Genomic DNA, 15,369 nt, shown 5'->3' with positions numbered 1-15,369 from the left:
GCCGTTCACGCCTGGCGCGCGAACCAGCCGACCCAGCGGCGCTGCCAGGGCGTCTCCACCGAACGCTTGTCGTGGTTGGCTCGCGCCCAGGCCACGGCTTCGTCGGCGCTCAGCCCGGAAAGGGTGGCGAGGCAGGACAGCACCGTGCCGGTCCGCCCGACTCCGCCGTAACAGGCGACCTCGACCCCTTCACCCTTCGCCGCCCGCTCGTGCAGGTCGACGATGCGCCGCCGCGCGTCCGCCCAGTCCGTCGGCAGCAGGAAGTCGGGCCAGCGGATCCACGCCCGCTCCCAGTCCATTTTGTGATCGTGTTTCCGGCGCAGCTTCGCGCCGCCCAAATACAGTCCGAAATCCGGCGAGGGCCCGTCCGGCCAGGGACGCCCCAGGCCCCGTCCGCGCACCTTGATCCCGTCCGGCAGCTCGACGGCGCCGGGTAGTGAGTTCCCCATCTCGGGAGGATGCCACTGTCGACCATAAGATGGACGCTTGGCCCTCCCGTCGGCGCTAGGCTCCTCCGCGTGAGTGAAGAACCGGCCCTGCCGGGCCCCGAACAGATGCGCATCTCCGACGCCGATCGCGAGCAGGTCGCGCAGGTGCTGCACGCGGCGATGTCCGAAGGGCGCATCACCATCAACGAGCTGGAAGAGCGGCTCACCACCGTGTACGCGGCCAAGACCGTCGGCGACCTCAAGCCGGTCACCGCGGATCTGCCGCAGCAGTCACGGTCGGCGATCGAGCCGGCGACCTCGCGCGCGCTCGGCCTGCCCGACGACCGCATCGGCGGGCATCCGGGCTCCGGCGCCTCGATCGCCGTCATGTCCGGCGCCTCGCGCAAGGGCAGCTGGGTCGTCCCGCCGCAGCACAACAGTTTCGCGTTCTGGGGCGGTGCCGAACTCGATCTGCGGCACGCGCGGTTCGCCGAGAAGCATTCGACGATCACCGCGGTCGCGATCATGGGCGGGATCGACATCATCGTGCCCGACGACATCAACGTGGACGTCACCGGAATCGGCTTCATGGGCGCGTTCGAGCTGGAAGACCGGGCCGGGACGCCCGCGGCGCCGCCGACGGCGCCCACGGTGAAGATCACCGGCCTGGCATTCTGGGGTGGGGTCGTCGTCAAGCGGAAGCCACGCAAGAGGGACGTACCTGAAATCGAAGGCTGAAACACAACCTGGGGGATTCATCCGATGCGCCGAACCGTCGTCGCGATCGCTTGTGCCGCACTGCTTTCCGTCACCGCCCTCCCGGCGGCGGCCGCCGGGAAGACCGATCCGCGCCAGACCGCGATGGACGCGGCGGTCGCCGCGGGCATCCCCGGCATGGTCGCCGTCTCCGACGATTTCCGCGGTGTCAGCGGCGTCGCGGACATCGAGCGCCCCGGCAAGCCCGACGCGTCAGGCCGCTGGCGGATCGCGAGTGTGTCCAAGGTGTTCGTCGCGACGCTGGTCCTGCAGCTCGTGGCCGAGAAGCGTGTCGGGCTCGACGAGCCCGTCCAGCGCTATCTGCCCGGATTGCTGCCGTATCCGGAGCCGATCACCGTCCGCCAGCTGCTGCAGCACACCAGCGGCCTCCCGCGTGACCTCGCCCCCGAGGACACCTGGGCGTCCGGTCCGGAGGTCGACACCGAACGCTTCGAGCATTTCGACAGCGACGACCAGATCCGCCTGAGCGTCACGAAGCAGCCGCTGCAGTTCAAACCCGGGACGAGCTGGGCGTACTCGAACACCGGATACAACGTCCTCGGCCTGCTGGTCGAGAAGACCACGCGCAAACCGCTGGAACGCGCGCTCGCCGAGCGGATCACCGGGCCGCTGCACCTGCGCGACACCTCGCTCCCCCGCGACTTCCCGTTCCTGATCCGCCCGGCCGCCCGCGGCTACGAGCAGCTGTACGACGCGCCGCGCGGCCTCACCGACGTCACCACCTACAACTACTCGCGCTACTTCGGCGCGGGCGGCATGGTGTCTTCGGGCAAGGACCTCAACCGCTTCTTCGAGGCGCTGTTCGGTGGCCGCCTGCTGCCCGCGGAGCTGCTGAAGCAGATGAAGACGACGGTCCCGGCGGGCGGCATGGAGTACGGCCTCGGCCTGATGAAGCTGAACCTCAAGACCGCGGGCGCCTGCGCGGACGACCACGTCGTCTGGGGTCACGGCGGCGACCTGCCGGGCTTCAACACCCTCAGCTTCCACGACGACTCCGGCAAGGACATCTCCACGCTGGCCACCGTCGACCTCACCGCGTCGCCGGACGCCGCGCTCAAGCGCCAGCTGCCCATGATCAGCGAGTTCTGCACCCCGGTGGTGCCCTCGACCAGGGCCGTCGCCCAGGCCCCGGTGCCCAGCTTGTAGGCCGCTTACACTCACCCGTATGACAGCTACGACCAGCTCGTCAGCGGCGACGGCCACCCCGTCGCCGCTGGCGGACGCGACTCGCGACGAGGCGAGCCTGCGCCGGTTCCTGCACGGGCTGCCTGGTGTCGACCAGGTCGGCGTCGAGCAGCGGGCGGCGGGACTCGGCACGCGCAGCATCAAGAAGGCCGCCAAGCTCTGGGCGATCGACACCGCCATCTCGATGGTCGACCTGACGACCCTCGAAGGCGCCGACACCCAGGGCAAGGTCCGCGCGCTCGCCGCCAAGGCCAAGCGGCCGGACCCGGAACGGCCGGACACCCCGCAGGTCGCGGCCGTCTGTGTGTACCCGGACATGGTCGAGACGGCTGTCGAGGCACTTCGCGGCACCGGCATCCACGTCGCGAGTGTGGCCACCGGCTTCCCGGCCGGCCGCACGAGCCGCGAGATCAAGCTGGCCGACACCAAGATCGCCGTGGACGCCGGCGCCGCCGAGATCGACATGGTGATCGATCGCGGCGCGTTCCTGGAAGGCCGCTACCTGGAGGTCTTCGAGGAGATCCAGGCCATCAAGGCCGCCTGTGGCAGCGCGCACCTCAAGGTCATCCTCGAAACCGGTGAGCTCGCGACCTACGACAACGTCCGCCGCGCCTCCTGGCTCGCGCTGCTGGCGGGCGGCGACTTCATCAAGACCTCCACCGGCAAGGTCTCGCCCGCCGCGACGCTGCCGGTCACGCACGTGATGCTGCAGGCCGTCCGCGACTGGTTCGTCCAGACCGGTGAACTGCGCGGCGTCAAACCGGCCGGTGGCATCCGGACGACCAAGGACGCGATCAAGTACCTGGTCGCGGTGCACGAGGTCGCCGGCGAGCAGTGGCTGAACCCGGATCTCTTCCGGTTCGGGGCGTCCAGCCTGCTCAACGACCTCCTGCTGCAGCGCCGCACCCAGGCCGACGGCCACTACAGCGGTCCCGACTACGTGACGGTGGACTGATCCATGGGCATCTTCGAGTACGCGCCCGCGCCCGAATCGCGCGACCTCGCGAACCTCAAGTCGCATTACCGGCCGTTCGTGAACGGCGAATTCGTCGACGGCTCCGGTGAGCCGCTCAAGACGATCAACCCGGCCACCGAAGAGGTGCTCGCCGAGGTCGGCACCGCGTCGGTGTCCGATGTGGACACCGCGGTGAAGGCCGCGCGCAAGGCGTACACAGGCGTCTGGTCCAAAATGCCGGGCTCCGAACGCGCCAAGTACCTGTTCCGCATCGCGCGCCTGATCCAGGAGCGGTCGCGGGAACTGGCCGTGCTGGAAAGTCTCGACAACGGCAAGCCGATCAAGGAATCGCGTGATTCCGACGTGCCGACGGCCGCCGCGCATTTCTTCTACCACGCGGGCTGGGCCGACAAGCTCGATTACGCGGGCTACGGCCCGAACCCGAAGCCGCTCGGCGTCGCGGGTCAGGTCATCCCGTGGAACTTCCCGCTGCTGATGCTGGCGTGGAAGATCGCGCCCGCGCTGGCCACCGGCAACACCGTGGTGCTCAAGCCCGCGGAGACCACGCCGCTGACCGCGCTGGTGTTCGCGGAGATCTGCCAGCAGGCCGAACTCCCGCCCGGCGTGGTCAACATCCTGCCCGGCGCCGGGGACATCGGCGCCGCGCTGGTCGGCCACGGCGACGTGAACAAGGTCGCCTTCACCGGCTCGACCGAGGTCGGCAAGGCCATCCAGCGCCAGATCGCGGGTACCTCGAAGAAGCTGACGCTGGAGCTCGGCGGCAAGGCGGCGAACGTCGTCTTCGATGACGCTCCGCTGGACCAGGCCGTCGAGGGGATCGTCAACGGGATCTTCTTCAACCAGGGTCACGTCTGCTGCGCGGGCTCGCGCCTGCTGGTGCAGGAGTCCATCGCCGAGGAACTGCTCGAAAAGCTGCGCTACCGCGTTTCGACGCTGCGGCTGGGCGACCCGCTGGACAAGAACACCGACATCGGCGCGATCAACTCCGCCGAGCAGCTCGCGAAGATCAAGGGGCTCGTGGAGTCCGGCGACGCCGAGGGCGCGCAGCGCTGGACCAGCCCGTGCCCGGTGCCGGAACGCGGTTTCTTCTTCGCTCCCACGGTGTTCTCCGACGTCCAGCAGTCGATGCGCATCGCCCGCGAGGAGATCTTCGGTCCGGTGCTTTCGGTACTGACCTTCCGCACGCCGGACGAGGCCGTCACCAAGGCGAACAACACGCCGTACGGGCTCTCCGCCGGCATCTGGACCGAAAAGGGCTCGCGCATCCTCTGGATGGCGAACCAGCTCCGCGCCGGCGTCGTCTGGGCCAACACGTTCAACCGCTTCGATCCCGCCGCGCCGTTCGGCGGCTACCAGGAGTCGGGTTTCGGCCGCGAAGGCGGACGCACCGGACTGGAGGCCTACCTCGATGTCTGACCGTATTTCGGTGGCGAAGACCTACAAGCTCTACATCGGCGGCAAGTTCCCGCGTTCGGAGTCGGGCCGGGTGTACCCGGTCACCGACACCAAGGGCAAGTTCCTGGCGAACGCCTCGCACGCGTCGCGCAAGGACGTCCGTGACGCGGTTTCGGCCGCGCGCAAGGCTTTCGGCGGCTGGTCGGCGGCGACCGCGTACAACCGCGGCCAGGTGCTGTACCGGGTGGCGGAGATGCTGGAAGGCCGCCGCGAACAGTTCGTCGCGGAGGTGTCCGCGTCCGAAGGCGTGGCAACGAAGAAGGCGCAGTCCATTGTGGACGCCTCGATCGACCGCTGGGTCTGGTACGCGGGCTGGACGGACAAGATCGCGACCGTGCTCGGCGCGGCCAACCCCGTCGCGGGCCCGTACTTCTCCTTCACCGTGCCCGAGCCGACCGGTGTCGTGGGCGTGCTCGCGCCGCAGCAGTCGTCGTTGCTGGGGCTGGTGAGCGTGCTCGCCCCGGTGCTGGCGACCGGCTCGACCGCGGTGGTCGTCTCCAGCGCGGACCGGCCGCTGCCCGCGATCACGCTTTCGGAGGTCCTGGCGACGTCCGACCTGCCCGGCGGCGTCGCGAACATCCTGACCGGCCGCGCGTCGGAGCTGGGCTCGTGGCTGGCGTCGCACGGCGACGTCAACGCCCTCGACCCGACCGGCGCGGAGCCGTCCGCGCGGGCGGATCTGGCGCGTGAGGCCGCGGGCACCGTGAAGCGGGTCCTGACCGTCCCGGACGCCGAGCCGGACTGGACCGCCGACGCCGACATCGCGCGGCTGCGGCGGTACCTGGAGGCGAAGACCGTCTGGCACCCTCTGGGTGTCTAAGCCGGTCCGTTTTCCGCAGTTGGACACCTGACCGCGCGGACAAATGTCAGGAAAGGGCCGTTCAGGACGTTTTATGTCCTGAACGGCCCTTTCCTGACATCCGGGACTTCACTCCCTCACGGATCGAGATCGGCCCCGGTCAGCACCCGGCCCGGCAGCGGCTCGTTCGAGCCCACGGCCCGCAACCCGTCGATCATGATCCCGATGCACCGCCGCGTCGCCATCCGCGCGACCTCCTCGCCCTTGCCGGGCATCTGCCGCAGCAGCGTCGCGAACAGGATCGCGACGTCACCGGTGGCGACGTCCGTCCGGAGCCTGCCCTCCGCCTGCGCGCCCTGGACGAACGAGTCCATCACCAGGAGCAATTCGTCACGCAGGGCCTTGATCGCGGGGTCGCTCTTCAGGATCGCCAGCGCCCGCGGCGAGACCATCGCGAGCTGAATGCTCAGCTGTAGTTCCATCGACTGGTGCAGGAGCCGGATCAGTGCCTCCCAATCCGAGGACTCCTGGTCCTTCGCGGCCTTCGCGTCCCTGAGAACCCGGTCGAAGTTGTCGACGGCGACCGCCCGGATCAGCGCGTCCCGATCCGGGAAGCGACGGTAGAGGGTGCCGACTCCGACGCCCGCCGAGCGCGCGATCTCCTCCATCGGGACCTCGGCGCCCTGGGCGGCGAAGATGACTCTCGCGGCGGCCAGGATCTGATCCCGGTTCCGGCGCGCGTCGGCGCGCAAGCGGGTCTCGGGGTCGGCTGTCATGGTCCTCGCCTCTCGAAGGTCCTTCAGGGCCGTGATTCTCGCACGTAAGGGCGTGCCCTTCACGCCTCCTGGGAAACCACCCCTTCGCGAGTGGACGACCTGTCTCCACTTGAGTACCTTGGGTGCATAAGCGGAATGAAACCATCCGCATACGTTTTGGGGCTCACTGTCCGATATCGCCCGAACCCACCCGACATTCTGGGGAAGGACAACCCGATGACCGACGTCGAGGAAACCACCGCGACCTTGCCGCTGGCGCGTAAATGCCCGTTTTCGCCGCCTCCCGAATACGAGACGCTTCGCGAGAAAAGTCCGATTTCCCGGGTCGGTCTCCCGTCCGGGCAAACGGCTTGGGCACTCACCCGGCTCGAAGACATCCGCGAAATGCTGAGCAGCCCGCATTTCAGCTCCGACCGGCGTAATCCGTCGTTCCCGCTGATGGTGGCGCGCCCGGTCCGCCCGGAGGACGACTCGTTCCGCCCGTCCCTCATCGGGATGGATCCGCCGGAGCACAGCCAGGCCCGGCGCGACGTCGTCGGGGAATTCACGGTCAAACGCATGAAGGCGTTGCAGCCGCGGATCCAGCAGATCGTCGACGACCATATCGACGCCCTCCTCGCCGGCCCCAAACCCGCCGACCTGGTCCAGGCGCTTTCCCTGCCGGTTCCGTCGCTGGTGATCTGCGAACTGCTCGGCGTTCCCTACGCGGACCACGATTTCTTCCAGTCGTGCAGTTCCCGCATGCTCAACCGGGAGGTCAGCGCCGAAGAACGGCAGACGGCGTTCGAGGGCCTCCGGAACTATCTCGACGACCTCGTCACCAAGAAGGAAGCGAACGCCACCGAGGACGACCTCCTCGGCCGTCAGATCCTGAAGCAGCGTGAATCGGGCGAGGCCGACCACGGCGAACTCGTCGGTTTGGCGTTCCTGCTGCTCATCGCCGGCCACGAGACCACGGCGAACATGATCTCGCTCGGCACGGTGACCCTGCTGGAGAACCCGGATCAGCTGGCGAAGATCAAGGCGGATCCGGACAAGACCCTCGCCGCGATCGAGGAACTCCTGCGGGTCTTCACCATCGCGGAGACGGCGACCTCACGTTTCGCCACGGCGGACGTCGAGATCGGCGGCACGCTCATCCGCGCGGGTGAAGGCGTCGTCGGCCTGAGCAACGCGGGCAACCACGATCCGGAAGGCTTCGAGAACCCGGACGCGTTCGACATCGAACGGGGCGCACGGCACCACGTCGCCTTCGGATTCGGTGTGCACCAATGTCTCGGGCAGAACTTGGCGAGGTTGGAACTCCAGATCGTGTTCGATACGTTGTTCCGGCGAGTGCCGGGCATCCGGATCGCCGTACCGGTCGACGAACTGCCGTTCAAGCACGATTCGACGATCTACGGCCTCCACGCCCTGCCGGTCACCTGGTAGGAGGAGCCATGAAGATCATCGCGGACACCGGGAAATGCGTCGGTGCGGGCCAGTGCGTGCTCACCGATCCCGATCTGTTCGACCAGAACGAGGACGACGGGACGGTCCTTCTGCTGAACACCGAGCCCGAGGGCGAAGAGGCGGAGGAGAACGCGCGCACCGCCGTGCACATCTGTCCGGGGCAGGCCTTGTCGCTCGCGTGAGGCGTGGGGGTCGTGAGTGGCGTTTCGGGTTCTAACCCGAAACGCCACTCACGACCACCTGTACCGACGCCTTACTTGACCGCGCCCATCGACAGGCCGCGCACCAGATGGTTCTGCGCGATCCAGCCGACGATCATCACCGGCAGCGACGCGAGCAGCGCGGCGGCGGAAAGCTGCGCCCAGTACAGGCCTTCGCTGGTGATGAAGCCGACCAGGAACACCGGCACCGTCCCGGCCCGCGCGGCGGTGAGGTTGACCGAATAGAAGAACTCGGTCCACGAGAAGATCACGCAGATCAGCGCGGTCGCGGCCACCCCGGGCGCGACCACCGGCATGATGATCTTCCGCAGCAGGACCGGCAGCGTCGCCCCGTCGATCCGGCCGGCCTCGATCATCTCGTGCGGCACCTCCAGGAAGAACGACCGCATCATCCAGATGGCCAGCGGCAGGTTCATCGAGGTGTACAGGATGATCAGCGCCCACACGTTGTCCAGCAGCTGGGTGTTCTGCGAGATCACGTAAAGCGGGATGATCGCCGCCACGATCGGCAGCATCTTCGTCGACAGGAAGAAGCCGAGCGCGTTGCTCGTCCCCTTCACCGGCGCCAGCGACAGCGCGTACGCCGCCGGGATTCCCAGCAGCAGCACGAAAAGCGTCGAAACCACGGTCACGAACGCCGAATTCGACAGGTACGGCAGGAAGCCGCGTTCGAGTACGCCAGCGAACTGGTCGAGGGTCGGGGTGAAGAGCAGCCGAGGTGGATCGGTGTAGGCGTCGGCCTCCTGTTTGAAGGCCGTGAGGATCATCCACAGCAGCGGGAACACGAACAGGATCGCGATCACCCAGGTCGCGACCGTCAGCGCGCCGGGGCCGAAACGGCTTTTCATTTCGCGCCTCCCTGTACCGAGAACGTGCGGAACATCAGCCGCAATGCGAAGGTCGCGACGATCATCGTCAGGATCACGACGATCACGCCCATCGCGGACGACTGCCCGATGTCGAACCCTTGGAACGCCCGCTGGTAGATGTAGAACGGCAGGTTCGTGCTGGCGGTCCCCGGGCCGCCTTGGGTCATCAGGAAGATCGCGTCGAAGCTGTTCACGATGTAGATCGCGCCCAGCAACGTCGCCAGCTGCAGGAACCGGCTCAGATGCGGCAGCGTGATCGCGGTGAACGTCCGCCAGCGGCCGGCGCCGTCGACCGACGCGGCCTCCAGCACGTCCTTCGGCTGGCTCTGCAGCCCGGCCAGGATCAGCAGCATCATGAACGGCGTCCACTGCCAGACGACCTGCGCCATCACGGCGGCCAGCGGGAACTCCGAAAGCCAGTCGACGTCGGTGCCGAACACGAAGTGCAGCAACCCGTACGTCGGGTCGAACATCGTCGTCTTCCACAGCAGCGCGCCCGCCGCGGGCAGGATGAGGAACGGCGTGATCAGCAGCGTCCGGACCACCCCGCGGCCGAGGAACTTGCGGTCGAGCAGGATCGCCAGCCCCAGGCCGAGCAGCAGCGAGAAGAACACGCACACCACCGTGAGCACGACGGTGTTCAGCAGCGCGCCGAGGAACGTCGAGTCGGCGAAGACGTCGATGTAGTTCCGCAGCCCCACGAAATGCCGCGACCCCGGCCGCACCAGGTTCCACGACTGGAACGAGTAGAAGACCGTCAGCACGAACGGCAACTGCGTCACAGCGACGACGAACAACAGCGCGGGCAGCAGCGGCAGCCGTCGTTTGAACGGCGTATCGGTGCCGCGTTTCGGAGCCGCCTTCTTCGCATGGGCGGGCTCTGGACGAGCAGGAGCGGAGATCGTGGCCATCACTGCACCTCCTGATACGACTTGCCGACGGTCTGCGCGTATTCCTGCGACTGCTCGAGCGCTTCGTCCACGGTGATCTGGCCCGCGATCGCCGCCGAAAGCTGCTGGCTCACCCGCGTGCCGAGATCCTGGAACTCGGGGATGCCGACGAACTGGATGCCGGGATAGGGCACGGGATTCGCCATCGCCTTGCGCTGGTCGGCGTCCGCGATACCGTCCAGCGTCGGCTGCGCGTAGGCCTTGGCCGCCTCGCGGTACTGCGGGATGTCGTAGGTCGATTTCCGCACGCCCGGCGGGACACGGTTCCAGTCGCCGAACTCCTTCGCGACCCGCTGCACGTAAGCCTTGTCGGTCATCCAGGCCATGAACTTGAAGGCGGCTTCCTTGTCCTTGGCGACCTTCGGGATCGCCAAAGCCCAGGTGTAGAGCCAACCGCTCGCCTGCGTCTTCTCCACCGGCGCCGGGGCGTAGCCGGACTTCCCGACGACCTTGCTGGCCGACGGGTCCTCGTTCGTACCCGCCATGACCGTGGCGTCGTACCACATCGCGGCCTGGCCCTGGGTGTATCGCGTGCCGCATTCGGAGAAGCCCGCGCTCGACGCGCCGACCTCGCCGTGGTTCCGCACGAGGTTCACGTAGAACTCGGCGGCCGCCTTGAACTCGGGGCTGGTCAGCTTCGCGTTCCAGTCCTTGTCGAACCACTGCGCGCCGAAGGTGTTGGCGACCGTGGTGAACGGCGCGAGGCTCTCACCCCAGCCGGGTTTGCCGCGCAGGCAGATCCCGGCGATGCCCTTGGCCTTGTCGTCCAGTTTCGCGGCGTACTCGGCGATCTGCGTCCACGTCGGCTTGGCGGGCATGGTGATCCCGGCCTGCTCGAACAGATCCTTCCGGTAGGCCAGGAACGACGATTCGCCGTAGAACGGCACCGCGTACATGGACCCGTTGTGCGACAAGGATTCCTTGATACTCGGAATGAAGTCGTCCGCGTCGTAGGACGGATTCGCCGCGATATGCGGGCCGAGGTCTTCGAGCCAGCCGTTCGCGGCCCATTGCGGCGCCTCGTAGTTGCTGATCATGACGACGTCGAATTCGCCGCCCTCGGTGGCCGTCGACGCGGTGATCTTCGCGCGTGCCTGGTTCTCCGGAAGCGACACGAATTTGAGGCTGACGCCGGGATTCGCCTTCTCGAACTCGCCGGAAAGCTCGATGGCGTCCTTCATCTGCGGGTTCGCGACGATCGCGACGACGAGCGTCCGGTCACCGGTGCCGAGCGCGCCCGCACCGGCGCATCCGGTGAGGGTCAGCAGGAGTACCGCGAGCAGGGCGGCCGCTTTACGCACTTTCGCCTCCCGGTATGACCTGCACCTTCAGGCCGGCGCCGCTGCGCATGAGGGCGAGGGCGTCGGGGTACTGCTCCAGCGGAAGGGTGTCGGTGAGCAGCGCGGCGGTGTCGACGGCGCCGTCGGCGACCAGGTCGAGCGCGGCACCGAAGCTGTTCATGACGGCCATCGAGCCGACGACGGTGATCTCGTCGTTGTAGATCCGGAACGGCGAAAGCGCGACGCGGGCTTCGGCGGGCGCGACCCCGAAGACCAGCAGACGGCCTCCGCGCTGAAGCGAATCGAAAGCGGCTTCGATGGCGGGCGCGGCGCCGGTGCAGTCCGCGGCGGCGTCGAACTTCTCGTCGTCGAGGTCCTTCACGTCACCCGCGACCGCGGCCGCGCCGAGGTCCATGGCGCGGCCGAGCCGGGCGGTGTTGCGGTCGACCACCGTGACGTGGGCGCCCGCGCGCTGCAGCAACTGCTGCATGATCAGCCCCATCGTGCCCGCGCCGACGACGAGGAACCGCTCCCCCGCCTCGACCCCGATCCGGCGCACGCCGTGCACCGCGCAGGAGACCGGTTCGACGAGGGCGCCCTGTTCCCAGGTCATCGTGTCCGGCATGCGGTAGCAGTTCGCGGAGGGAACGGCGACGTACTCGGCGAAAGCGCCGTTCACGGTGTCGCCGGTCGCGTTCCAGTTCTCGCAGAGGTTGCCGCGGCCGGACCGGCAAGGCTTGCAGTAGCCGCAGAACAGCGACGGGTCGACGGCCACCCGGTCGCCGATCTTCCAGCCACCCGGCACGTCCGCGCCGAGTTCGACGATCTCGCCGGCGAATTCGTGGCCGGGGACGATCGGATAGGGCGTCGGCGGAAAATGCCCGTCGGCGATGTGGAGGTCGGTCCCGCAGATCCCGCAGGCACCCACCTTGACGACGACCTGGCGATCCCCCGGTTTCGGGTCGGGCACCTCGCCGACCCTGATCTCCCCGGGCTTGTCCACGATCGCGGCACGCATGCCAGCTCCTCTTCTCTCCGCTCAAATGAGCGGGCAGGGCTTATGCTTCGGACTGCATGTCCAGGCATGGTGAACTTTTCCCAGGTGTTACGTCAACCTTTCGGGTTGATTTCGCGTTATAGTGCTCATATGAGCGCTCGTAAACAGGGCCCTGGCCTGGTTGAATCACTACGCCTGGCCGCGGTGGCCCGGCGCTTCTACGAACAGGGCGCCTCGAAACTCGAGATCGCCGAAGAGTTCGGGATCAGCCGGTTCAAGGTCGCGCGAATGCTGGACACGGCCAGGGAAAGCGGCATCGTCAAGGTCGAGTTCCACCTGCCCGCACCGGTCGATCTCGTACTGTCCGAGGAGATCCGGGCCGCGTACCGGCTGGACCGGGTCCTGGTGCTCGAACGAGCGCCGGAACCGGAATCCCGCGAGGTCGCCAGGCGCAAGATCGGCACGCTCGCCGCCCGCCTCCTGGCCGAAATCGTCACCCCCAGCGACGTCCTGGGCCTTTCCTGGGCACGTTCGGTGAACGCGATGACCGACGCGATCGAGTCCTTGCCGAAATGCCCGATCGTGCAACTGTGCGGCGTGCAGGCGGGAATGGACATGCGCGACCGGTCGGTGGAGACGGTCAGCCGGGTCGCCTCCGTCTCGGGCGGAGCGTCGTACCCGATCTTCGGGCCGCTCGTCCTCCCCGACCGCCGCACCACCGAAACGCTGCGCAGGCAGCCGGGTATCGCGGAGACCTTCGGGCAGTTCAAGAACCTGACCAAGGCCGTCGTCAGCATCGGCGCGTGGAAACCCGAAGAGTCGACGGTGTACGACGCGCTCGACGAGGCCGAGCGGAGCGCGATCGCGAAACGCGGCGCCAAGGCCGAGGTCTCGGCCCGCCTGTTCGACACCGACGGCAACCCGATGTCCACCGGCTTGGCCCACCACGTGCTGGCCATCAGCGCCGAAGAACTCCTCGCCGTCCCCGAGGTGATCGCCTTGGGCTACACGGAACCGAAGGCCGAAGCGATAGACGCCGTCCTGCGCTCCGGCATGGTCTCGACCCTGATCACCGACGCCGCCGCGGCCGTCCCGCTACTCCGGCTGGCCGAGGCCCGCCCACTCCCCTGACCCGGTGTCGTCCGCCCAATCACGCGAGATCGCCCTCCAATCACGCGAGATCGCTGCTCAATCACGCGTGATCGCGAAACCGGGCCGCCTCGTCCTGCGCCGCCATGACCTCGTCGCCGTACCGGAACGCCCACTCCCCGAAGGCCTCGATGGGCGCCAGCAACGTGGTCCCGAGATCCGTCAGCGAGTACTCGACCTTCGCCGTCCGCCCGCAGTCGCGCCGGTGGACGAGACCGTTGGCCTCCAGCCGCCGGACCGTCTCCGTGAGCACCTTCGTGCTGATCCCGCCCAGCCGTCGCCGCAGTTCGGCCGGGCGCAGCGGTCCCTCGCGCAGGGCCCACAGCACGACCGGGTTCCACGTGTTCGCCATCAGGTCGAAGGCCAGCCGGGCACGGCAATCGGCGAGGAAGACGTCGTTCATCGGACCTCCGGTAACCATTCGGTACCCGCGCGGCTTTCTACGGTCGGTGTCGTCACTCGATCTTAGGGAGCAGCACATGCGTATCGGAATTTTCGGGGCGGGCGGGATGGCGGAGGCGCTCGGCGGCCAGTGGTCCGGGCACGACGTGATGGTCGCGGCGCGCGATCGGGCCAAGGCCGCCAAGATCTCCGCGCGGGTCGGCACGTGGGCGGAGACCGCCCGCGCGAGCGACGTGATCCTGCTCGCCCTCCCCGCCGCTTCGGTACCGGAAGTCCTTGCCACGGCGGGGAATCTCGACGGCAAGGTGCTGATCGACTGCACGAATGCCGTCGGCCCCGGCGCCGTGCTCACGGTCCCCGATCAGGCCGCCAGGATCGCCGCCGCCGCACCCGGCGCGCACGTGGTCAAGGCGTTCAACCTCTGCGAGGTGGACGTCTGGCGGATGACGCCCCCGGTGTTCGGCGGCCGCCCGCTCGCGGTGCCGCTCTGCGGTGCTCCGGAGGCCGTCGAAGTGGTGAGTTCGCTGGTCCGCGACCTGGGCTGCACGCCGCTGAACGCCGGCGGGCTCGACCGGGCGGGGCTCATGGAGGCGACCATGGCGTTCATGGTCGGTCTCTGGTTCGACGGCCACGACGCCCAGGCCTGTTTCCCGCCCCTTCCGGCCTGATTTCAGGGTCGTCCCCGATGCGCCGGGCCTGGCGGTCGCGCAAATCTGTGCGCCATGCGGACGAAGACCTGGCGGCAGCTGACCGTGTGGCTGCATGTCGTCACCTCGGTGGGCTGGATGGGACAGGCCCTGGCCCTGTTCACCCTCCTGGCGATCGGCCGGACGAGCGCGGACGGTGAGATCCGCGCCGCGGCGACGTCGATGGCGCACGAGATCGACTCGTTCCTGCTGGCGCCGCTGGCCAACGCGTCGGCCTTCACCGGTTTCCTGCTCGCCGCGGCGACGGCGTGGGGATTCACCCGGCACTGGTGGGTGCTGGCGAAGTTCGCGATCACGCTCGTCCAGCTCTACGCCGGGATCTTCCTGCTGTCGGGCGCTTTGCGGGATTCCGTCGACGCCGCCAGGGCCGGTGATCCGCCACCGGTGGCGCTGGTCGCCGGGACCGCGCTGATGGCGAGCGCGTTGGCATTCCAGGCCTGGCTTTCGGTGGCGAAACCGTGGGGCAAGGCCCGTTCCGGCGTGAAACTGCCGACCGCGCCGACGTGGGTGTTCGTCGCCGCGGTCCTCGCGCCGCTCACCGACATCACGGTGGGCCTGCTCCTCGGCTATCCGCTGCCGGCGCTTTCACTGGTGGTGCTGATCGTCCAGCTGGTCCGGCGCCGCGTCGTCACAAGTCCGTGAAGGCCTCCTTGAGGGACTCTGGGTCCCTCAAGGAGGCCTTCACGGAACGAGCTACTTCTTGTACGCGCCGGCCACGATGTCGGCCGAGTTGTCCGAAGCGACGCCGTACTCGACGGTGGTCGCGTCCTCCCCCGGCAGCGAGTACTCGGTCATCGACGCGGCCTGCGCGGCCGCCCCGCCCGCGATTCCCAGTCCCGCCGCGATGGCAACGACGACCAGCGCACGCTTGAAGTCGCCCATGATTCCTCCCAGCCCCTGTGACACTTACCTGACGAATGTAACACCGATCCGCCGGGTCGCACAG

General features: G+C 68.1%; 18 protein-coding genes. 10 read left to right on the top strand and 8 right to left on the bottom strand.

Going from position 1 to position 15,369, the window contains the following annotated elements; translation table 11 throughout:
• Nucleotides 1–5: 5 nt before the first annotated feature.
• Nucleotides 6–449, bottom strand: a complete 444-nt coding sequence (locus AB8M46_RS16140) for a protein-tyrosine phosphatase family protein (RefSeq protein WP_125732363.1) — start codon at nucleotides 447–449, stop codon at nucleotides 6–8.
• Nucleotides 450–554: 105 nt separating this feature from the next.
• On the opposite strand from AB8M46_RS16140, the gene AB8M46_RS16135 reads away from it, so the two are divergent.
• From AB8M46_RS16135 to AB8M46_RS16115, 5 genes are read left to right on the top strand one after another with little or no spacing between them, the layout of a single operon-like run.
• The gene (locus AB8M46_RS16135; RefSeq protein ID WP_037335839.1) at nucleotides 555–1,166 is read left to right on the top strand and encodes a DUF1707 domain-containing protein; all 612 of its coding nucleotides are present in this window, start codon (nucleotides 555–557) and stop codon (nucleotides 1,164–1,166) included.
• A gap of 24 nt (nucleotides 1,167–1,190) precedes the next feature.
• Entirely contained in the window at nucleotides 1,191–2,351 is a 1,161-nt protein-coding gene (locus AB8M46_RS16130; protein ID WP_394360604.1) for a serine hydrolase domain-containing protein, read from the top strand.
• Between the two features lie 19 nt (nucleotides 2,352–2,370).
• Nucleotides 2,371–3,345 carry a deoxyribose-phosphate aldolase gene (deoC, locus tag AB8M46_RS16125; RefSeq protein WP_016331285.1) on the top strand — a complete coding sequence of 325 codons (975 nt, stop codon included), beginning with the start codon at nucleotides 2,371–2,373 and terminating at the stop codon, nucleotides 3,343–3,345.
• Nucleotides 3,346–3,348: 3 nt separating this feature from the next.
• The gene (locus AB8M46_RS16120; RefSeq protein WP_350573157.1) at nucleotides 3,349–4,782 is read left to right on the top strand and encodes an aldehyde dehydrogenase family protein; all 1,434 of its coding nucleotides are present in this window, start codon (nucleotides 3,349–3,351) and stop codon (nucleotides 4,780–4,782) included.
• Nucleotides 4,775–5,641 (top strand): aldehyde dehydrogenase family protein, encoded by an 867-nt coding sequence (locus AB8M46_RS16115; protein ID WP_394360603.1) that lies wholly within the window; start codon nucleotides 4,775–4,777, stop codon nucleotides 5,639–5,641. The genes AB8M46_RS16120 and AB8M46_RS16115 overlap by 8 nt, the downstream gene beginning before the upstream one ends.
• A gap of 116 nt (nucleotides 5,642–5,757) precedes the next feature.
• Here AB8M46_RS16115 and AB8M46_RS16110 read toward each other — a convergent pair whose 3' ends face one another.
• Nucleotides 5,758–6,396: a TetR/AcrR family transcriptional regulator gene (locus AB8M46_RS16110; protein ID WP_037332398.1), complete on the bottom strand. Its 639-nt coding sequence runs from the start codon at nucleotides 6,394–6,396 to the stop codon at nucleotides 5,758–5,760.
• Between the two features lie 216 nt (nucleotides 6,397–6,612).
• Here AB8M46_RS16110 and AB8M46_RS16105 point away from each other — a divergent pair, with 216 nt between their 5' ends.
• Entirely contained in the window at nucleotides 6,613–7,827 is a 1,215-nt protein-coding gene (locus AB8M46_RS16105) for a cytochrome P450 (protein WP_037332399.1), read from the top strand.
• 8 nt (nucleotides 7,828–7,835) lie between these two features.
• Entirely contained in the window at nucleotides 7,836–8,030 is a 195-nt protein-coding gene (locus tag AB8M46_RS16100; protein WP_394360602.1) for a ferredoxin, read from the top strand.
• 71 nt (nucleotides 8,031–8,101) lie between these two features.
• Here the strand turns inward: AB8M46_RS16100 and AB8M46_RS16095 are convergent, their stop codons facing one another.
• Genes AB8M46_RS16095 through AB8M46_RS16080 form a run of 4 tightly spaced genes read right to left on the bottom strand, consistent with a single transcriptional unit; the run spans nucleotide 8,102 to nucleotide 12,186 of the window.
• Nucleotides 8,102–8,917, bottom strand: coding sequence for a carbohydrate ABC transporter permease (locus tag AB8M46_RS16095; protein ID WP_037332401.1), 816 nt, complete (start codon nucleotides 8,915–8,917; stop codon nucleotides 8,102–8,104).
• The gene (locus AB8M46_RS16090) at nucleotides 8,914–9,849 is read right to left on the bottom strand and encodes a carbohydrate ABC transporter permease (protein WP_037332403.1); all 936 of its coding nucleotides are present in this window, start codon (nucleotides 9,847–9,849) and stop codon (nucleotides 8,914–8,916) included. The genes AB8M46_RS16095 and AB8M46_RS16090 overlap by 4 nt, the downstream gene beginning before the upstream one ends.
• Complete coding sequence (locus tag AB8M46_RS16085) at nucleotides 9,849–11,189, bottom strand: sugar ABC transporter substrate-binding protein (protein WP_350595101.1); 1,341 nt, start codon at nucleotides 11,187–11,189, stop codon at nucleotides 9,849–9,851. The genes AB8M46_RS16090 and AB8M46_RS16085 overlap by 1 nt, the downstream gene beginning before the upstream one ends.
• A complete protein-coding gene (locus AB8M46_RS16080; RefSeq protein ID WP_394360601.1) occupies nucleotides 11,182–12,186 on the bottom strand; it encodes a zinc-dependent alcohol dehydrogenase family protein in 1,005 nt (334 codons plus the stop codon). Before AB8M46_RS16080 ends, AB8M46_RS16085 begins: the two co-directional genes overlap by 8 nt.
• Before the next feature lie 129 nt (nucleotides 12,187–12,315).
• Between AB8M46_RS16080 and AB8M46_RS16075 the strand changes: the two genes are divergently transcribed.
• Nucleotides 12,316–13,296 carry a sugar-binding transcriptional regulator gene (locus tag AB8M46_RS16075; protein ID WP_394360600.1) on the top strand — a complete coding sequence of 327 codons (981 nt, stop codon included), beginning with the start codon at nucleotides 12,316–12,318 and terminating at the stop codon, nucleotides 13,294–13,296.
• 61 nt (nucleotides 13,297–13,357) lie between these two features.
• Here the strand turns inward: AB8M46_RS16075 and AB8M46_RS16070 are convergent, their stop codons facing one another.
• Nucleotides 13,358–13,717: a helix-turn-helix domain-containing protein gene (locus AB8M46_RS16070; protein WP_125732343.1), complete on the bottom strand. Its 360-nt coding sequence runs from the start codon at nucleotides 13,715–13,717 to the stop codon at nucleotides 13,358–13,360.
• Nucleotides 13,718–13,793: 76 nt separating this feature from the next.
• On the opposite strand from AB8M46_RS16070, the gene AB8M46_RS16065 reads away from it, so the two are divergent.
• Both AB8M46_RS16065 and AB8M46_RS16060 read left to right on the top strand, forming a co-directional pair.
• Nucleotides 13,794–14,384, top strand: a complete 591-nt coding sequence (locus tag AB8M46_RS16065; protein ID WP_037332412.1) for an NADPH-dependent F420 reductase — start codon at nucleotides 13,794–13,796, stop codon at nucleotides 14,382–14,384.
• Nucleotides 14,385–14,438: 54 nt separating this feature from the next.
• Nucleotides 14,439–15,065: a hypothetical protein gene (locus tag AB8M46_RS16060; RefSeq protein ID WP_394360599.1), complete on the top strand. Its 627-nt coding sequence runs from the start codon at nucleotides 14,439–14,441 to the stop codon at nucleotides 15,063–15,065.
• A 51-nt stretch (nucleotides 15,066–15,116) separates the two neighbouring features.
• Here the strand turns inward: AB8M46_RS16060 and AB8M46_RS16055 are convergent, their stop codons facing one another.
• Nucleotides 15,117–15,305, bottom strand: coding sequence for a hypothetical protein (locus tag AB8M46_RS16055; RefSeq protein ID WP_394360598.1), 189 nt, complete (start codon nucleotides 15,303–15,305; stop codon nucleotides 15,117–15,119).
• Between the last annotated feature and the right edge of the window lie 64 nt (nucleotides 15,306–15,369).

The sequence above is a fragment of the Amycolatopsis sp. SB7-3 genome (assembly GCF_041021335.1).
Lineage (GTDB): Bacteria > Actinomycetota > Actinomycetes > Mycobacteriales > Pseudonocardiaceae > Amycolatopsis > Amycolatopsis japonica.
The sequence above is the reverse complement of the archived record's forward strand: the minus strand, read 5'-3'. Positions and strand labels throughout refer to the sequence as shown.

Excerpts from the sequence above, each read along its gene's own strand:
- AB8M46_RS16060 (WP_394360599.1), top strand. The coding sequence starts at position 14,439 with ATGCGGACGAAGACCTGGCGGCAGCTGACCGTGTGGCTGCATGTCGTC.
- AB8M46_RS16110 (WP_037332398.1), bottom strand. The coding sequence starts at position 6,396 with ATGACAGCCGACCCCGAGACCCGCTTGCGCGCCGACGCGCGCCGGAAC.
- AB8M46_RS16080 (WP_394360601.1), bottom strand. The coding sequence starts at position 12,186 with ATGCGTGCCGCGATCGTGGACAAGCCCGGGGAGATCAGGGTCGGCGAG.
- AB8M46_RS16140 (WP_125732363.1), bottom strand. The coding sequence starts at position 449 with ATGGGGAACTCACTACCCGGCGCCGTCGAGCTGCCGGACGGGATCAAG.
- AB8M46_RS16070 (WP_125732343.1), bottom strand. The coding sequence starts at position 13,717 with ATGAACGACGTCTTCCTCGCCGATTGCCGTGCCCGGCTGGCCTTCGAC.
- AB8M46_RS16135 (WP_037335839.1), top strand. The coding sequence starts at position 555 with ATGCGCATCTCCGACGCCGATCGCGAGCAGGTCGCGCAGGTGCTGCAC.
- AB8M46_RS16105 (WP_037332399.1), top strand. The coding sequence starts at position 6,613 with ATGACCGACGTCGAGGAAACCACCGCGACCTTGCCGCTGGCGCGTAAA.
- AB8M46_RS16055 (WP_394360598.1), bottom strand. The coding sequence starts at position 15,305 with ATGGGCGACTTCAAGCGTGCGCTGGTCGTCGTTGCCATCGCGGCGGGA.
- AB8M46_RS16075 (WP_394360600.1), top strand. The coding sequence starts at position 12,316 with ATGAGCGCTCGTAAACAGGGCCCTGGCCTGGTTGAATCACTACGCCTG.
- AB8M46_RS16115 (WP_394360603.1), top strand. The coding sequence starts at position 4,775 with ATGTCTGACCGTATTTCGGTGGCGAAGACCTACAAGCTCTACATCGGC.
- AB8M46_RS16065 (WP_037332412.1), top strand. The coding sequence starts at position 13,794 with ATGCGTATCGGAATTTTCGGGGCGGGCGGGATGGCGGAGGCGCTCGGC.
- AB8M46_RS16130 (WP_394360604.1), top strand. The coding sequence starts at position 1,191 with ATGCGCCGAACCGTCGTCGCGATCGCTTGTGCCGCACTGCTTTCCGTC.
- deoC (WP_016331285.1), top strand. The coding sequence starts at position 2,371 with ATGACAGCTACGACCAGCTCGTCAGCGGCGACGGCCACCCCGTCGCCG.
- AB8M46_RS16095 (WP_037332401.1), bottom strand. The coding sequence starts at position 8,917 with ATGAAAAGCCGTTTCGGCCCCGGCGCGCTGACGGTCGCGACCTGGGTG.
- AB8M46_RS16120 (WP_350573157.1), top strand. The coding sequence starts at position 3,349 with ATGGGCATCTTCGAGTACGCGCCCGCGCCCGAATCGCGCGACCTCGCG.
- AB8M46_RS16090 (WP_037332403.1), bottom strand. The coding sequence starts at position 9,849 with ATGGCCACGATCTCCGCTCCTGCTCGTCCAGAGCCCGCCCATGCGAAG.
- AB8M46_RS16100 (WP_394360602.1), top strand. The coding sequence starts at position 7,836 with ATGAAGATCATCGCGGACACCGGGAAATGCGTCGGTGCGGGCCAGTGC.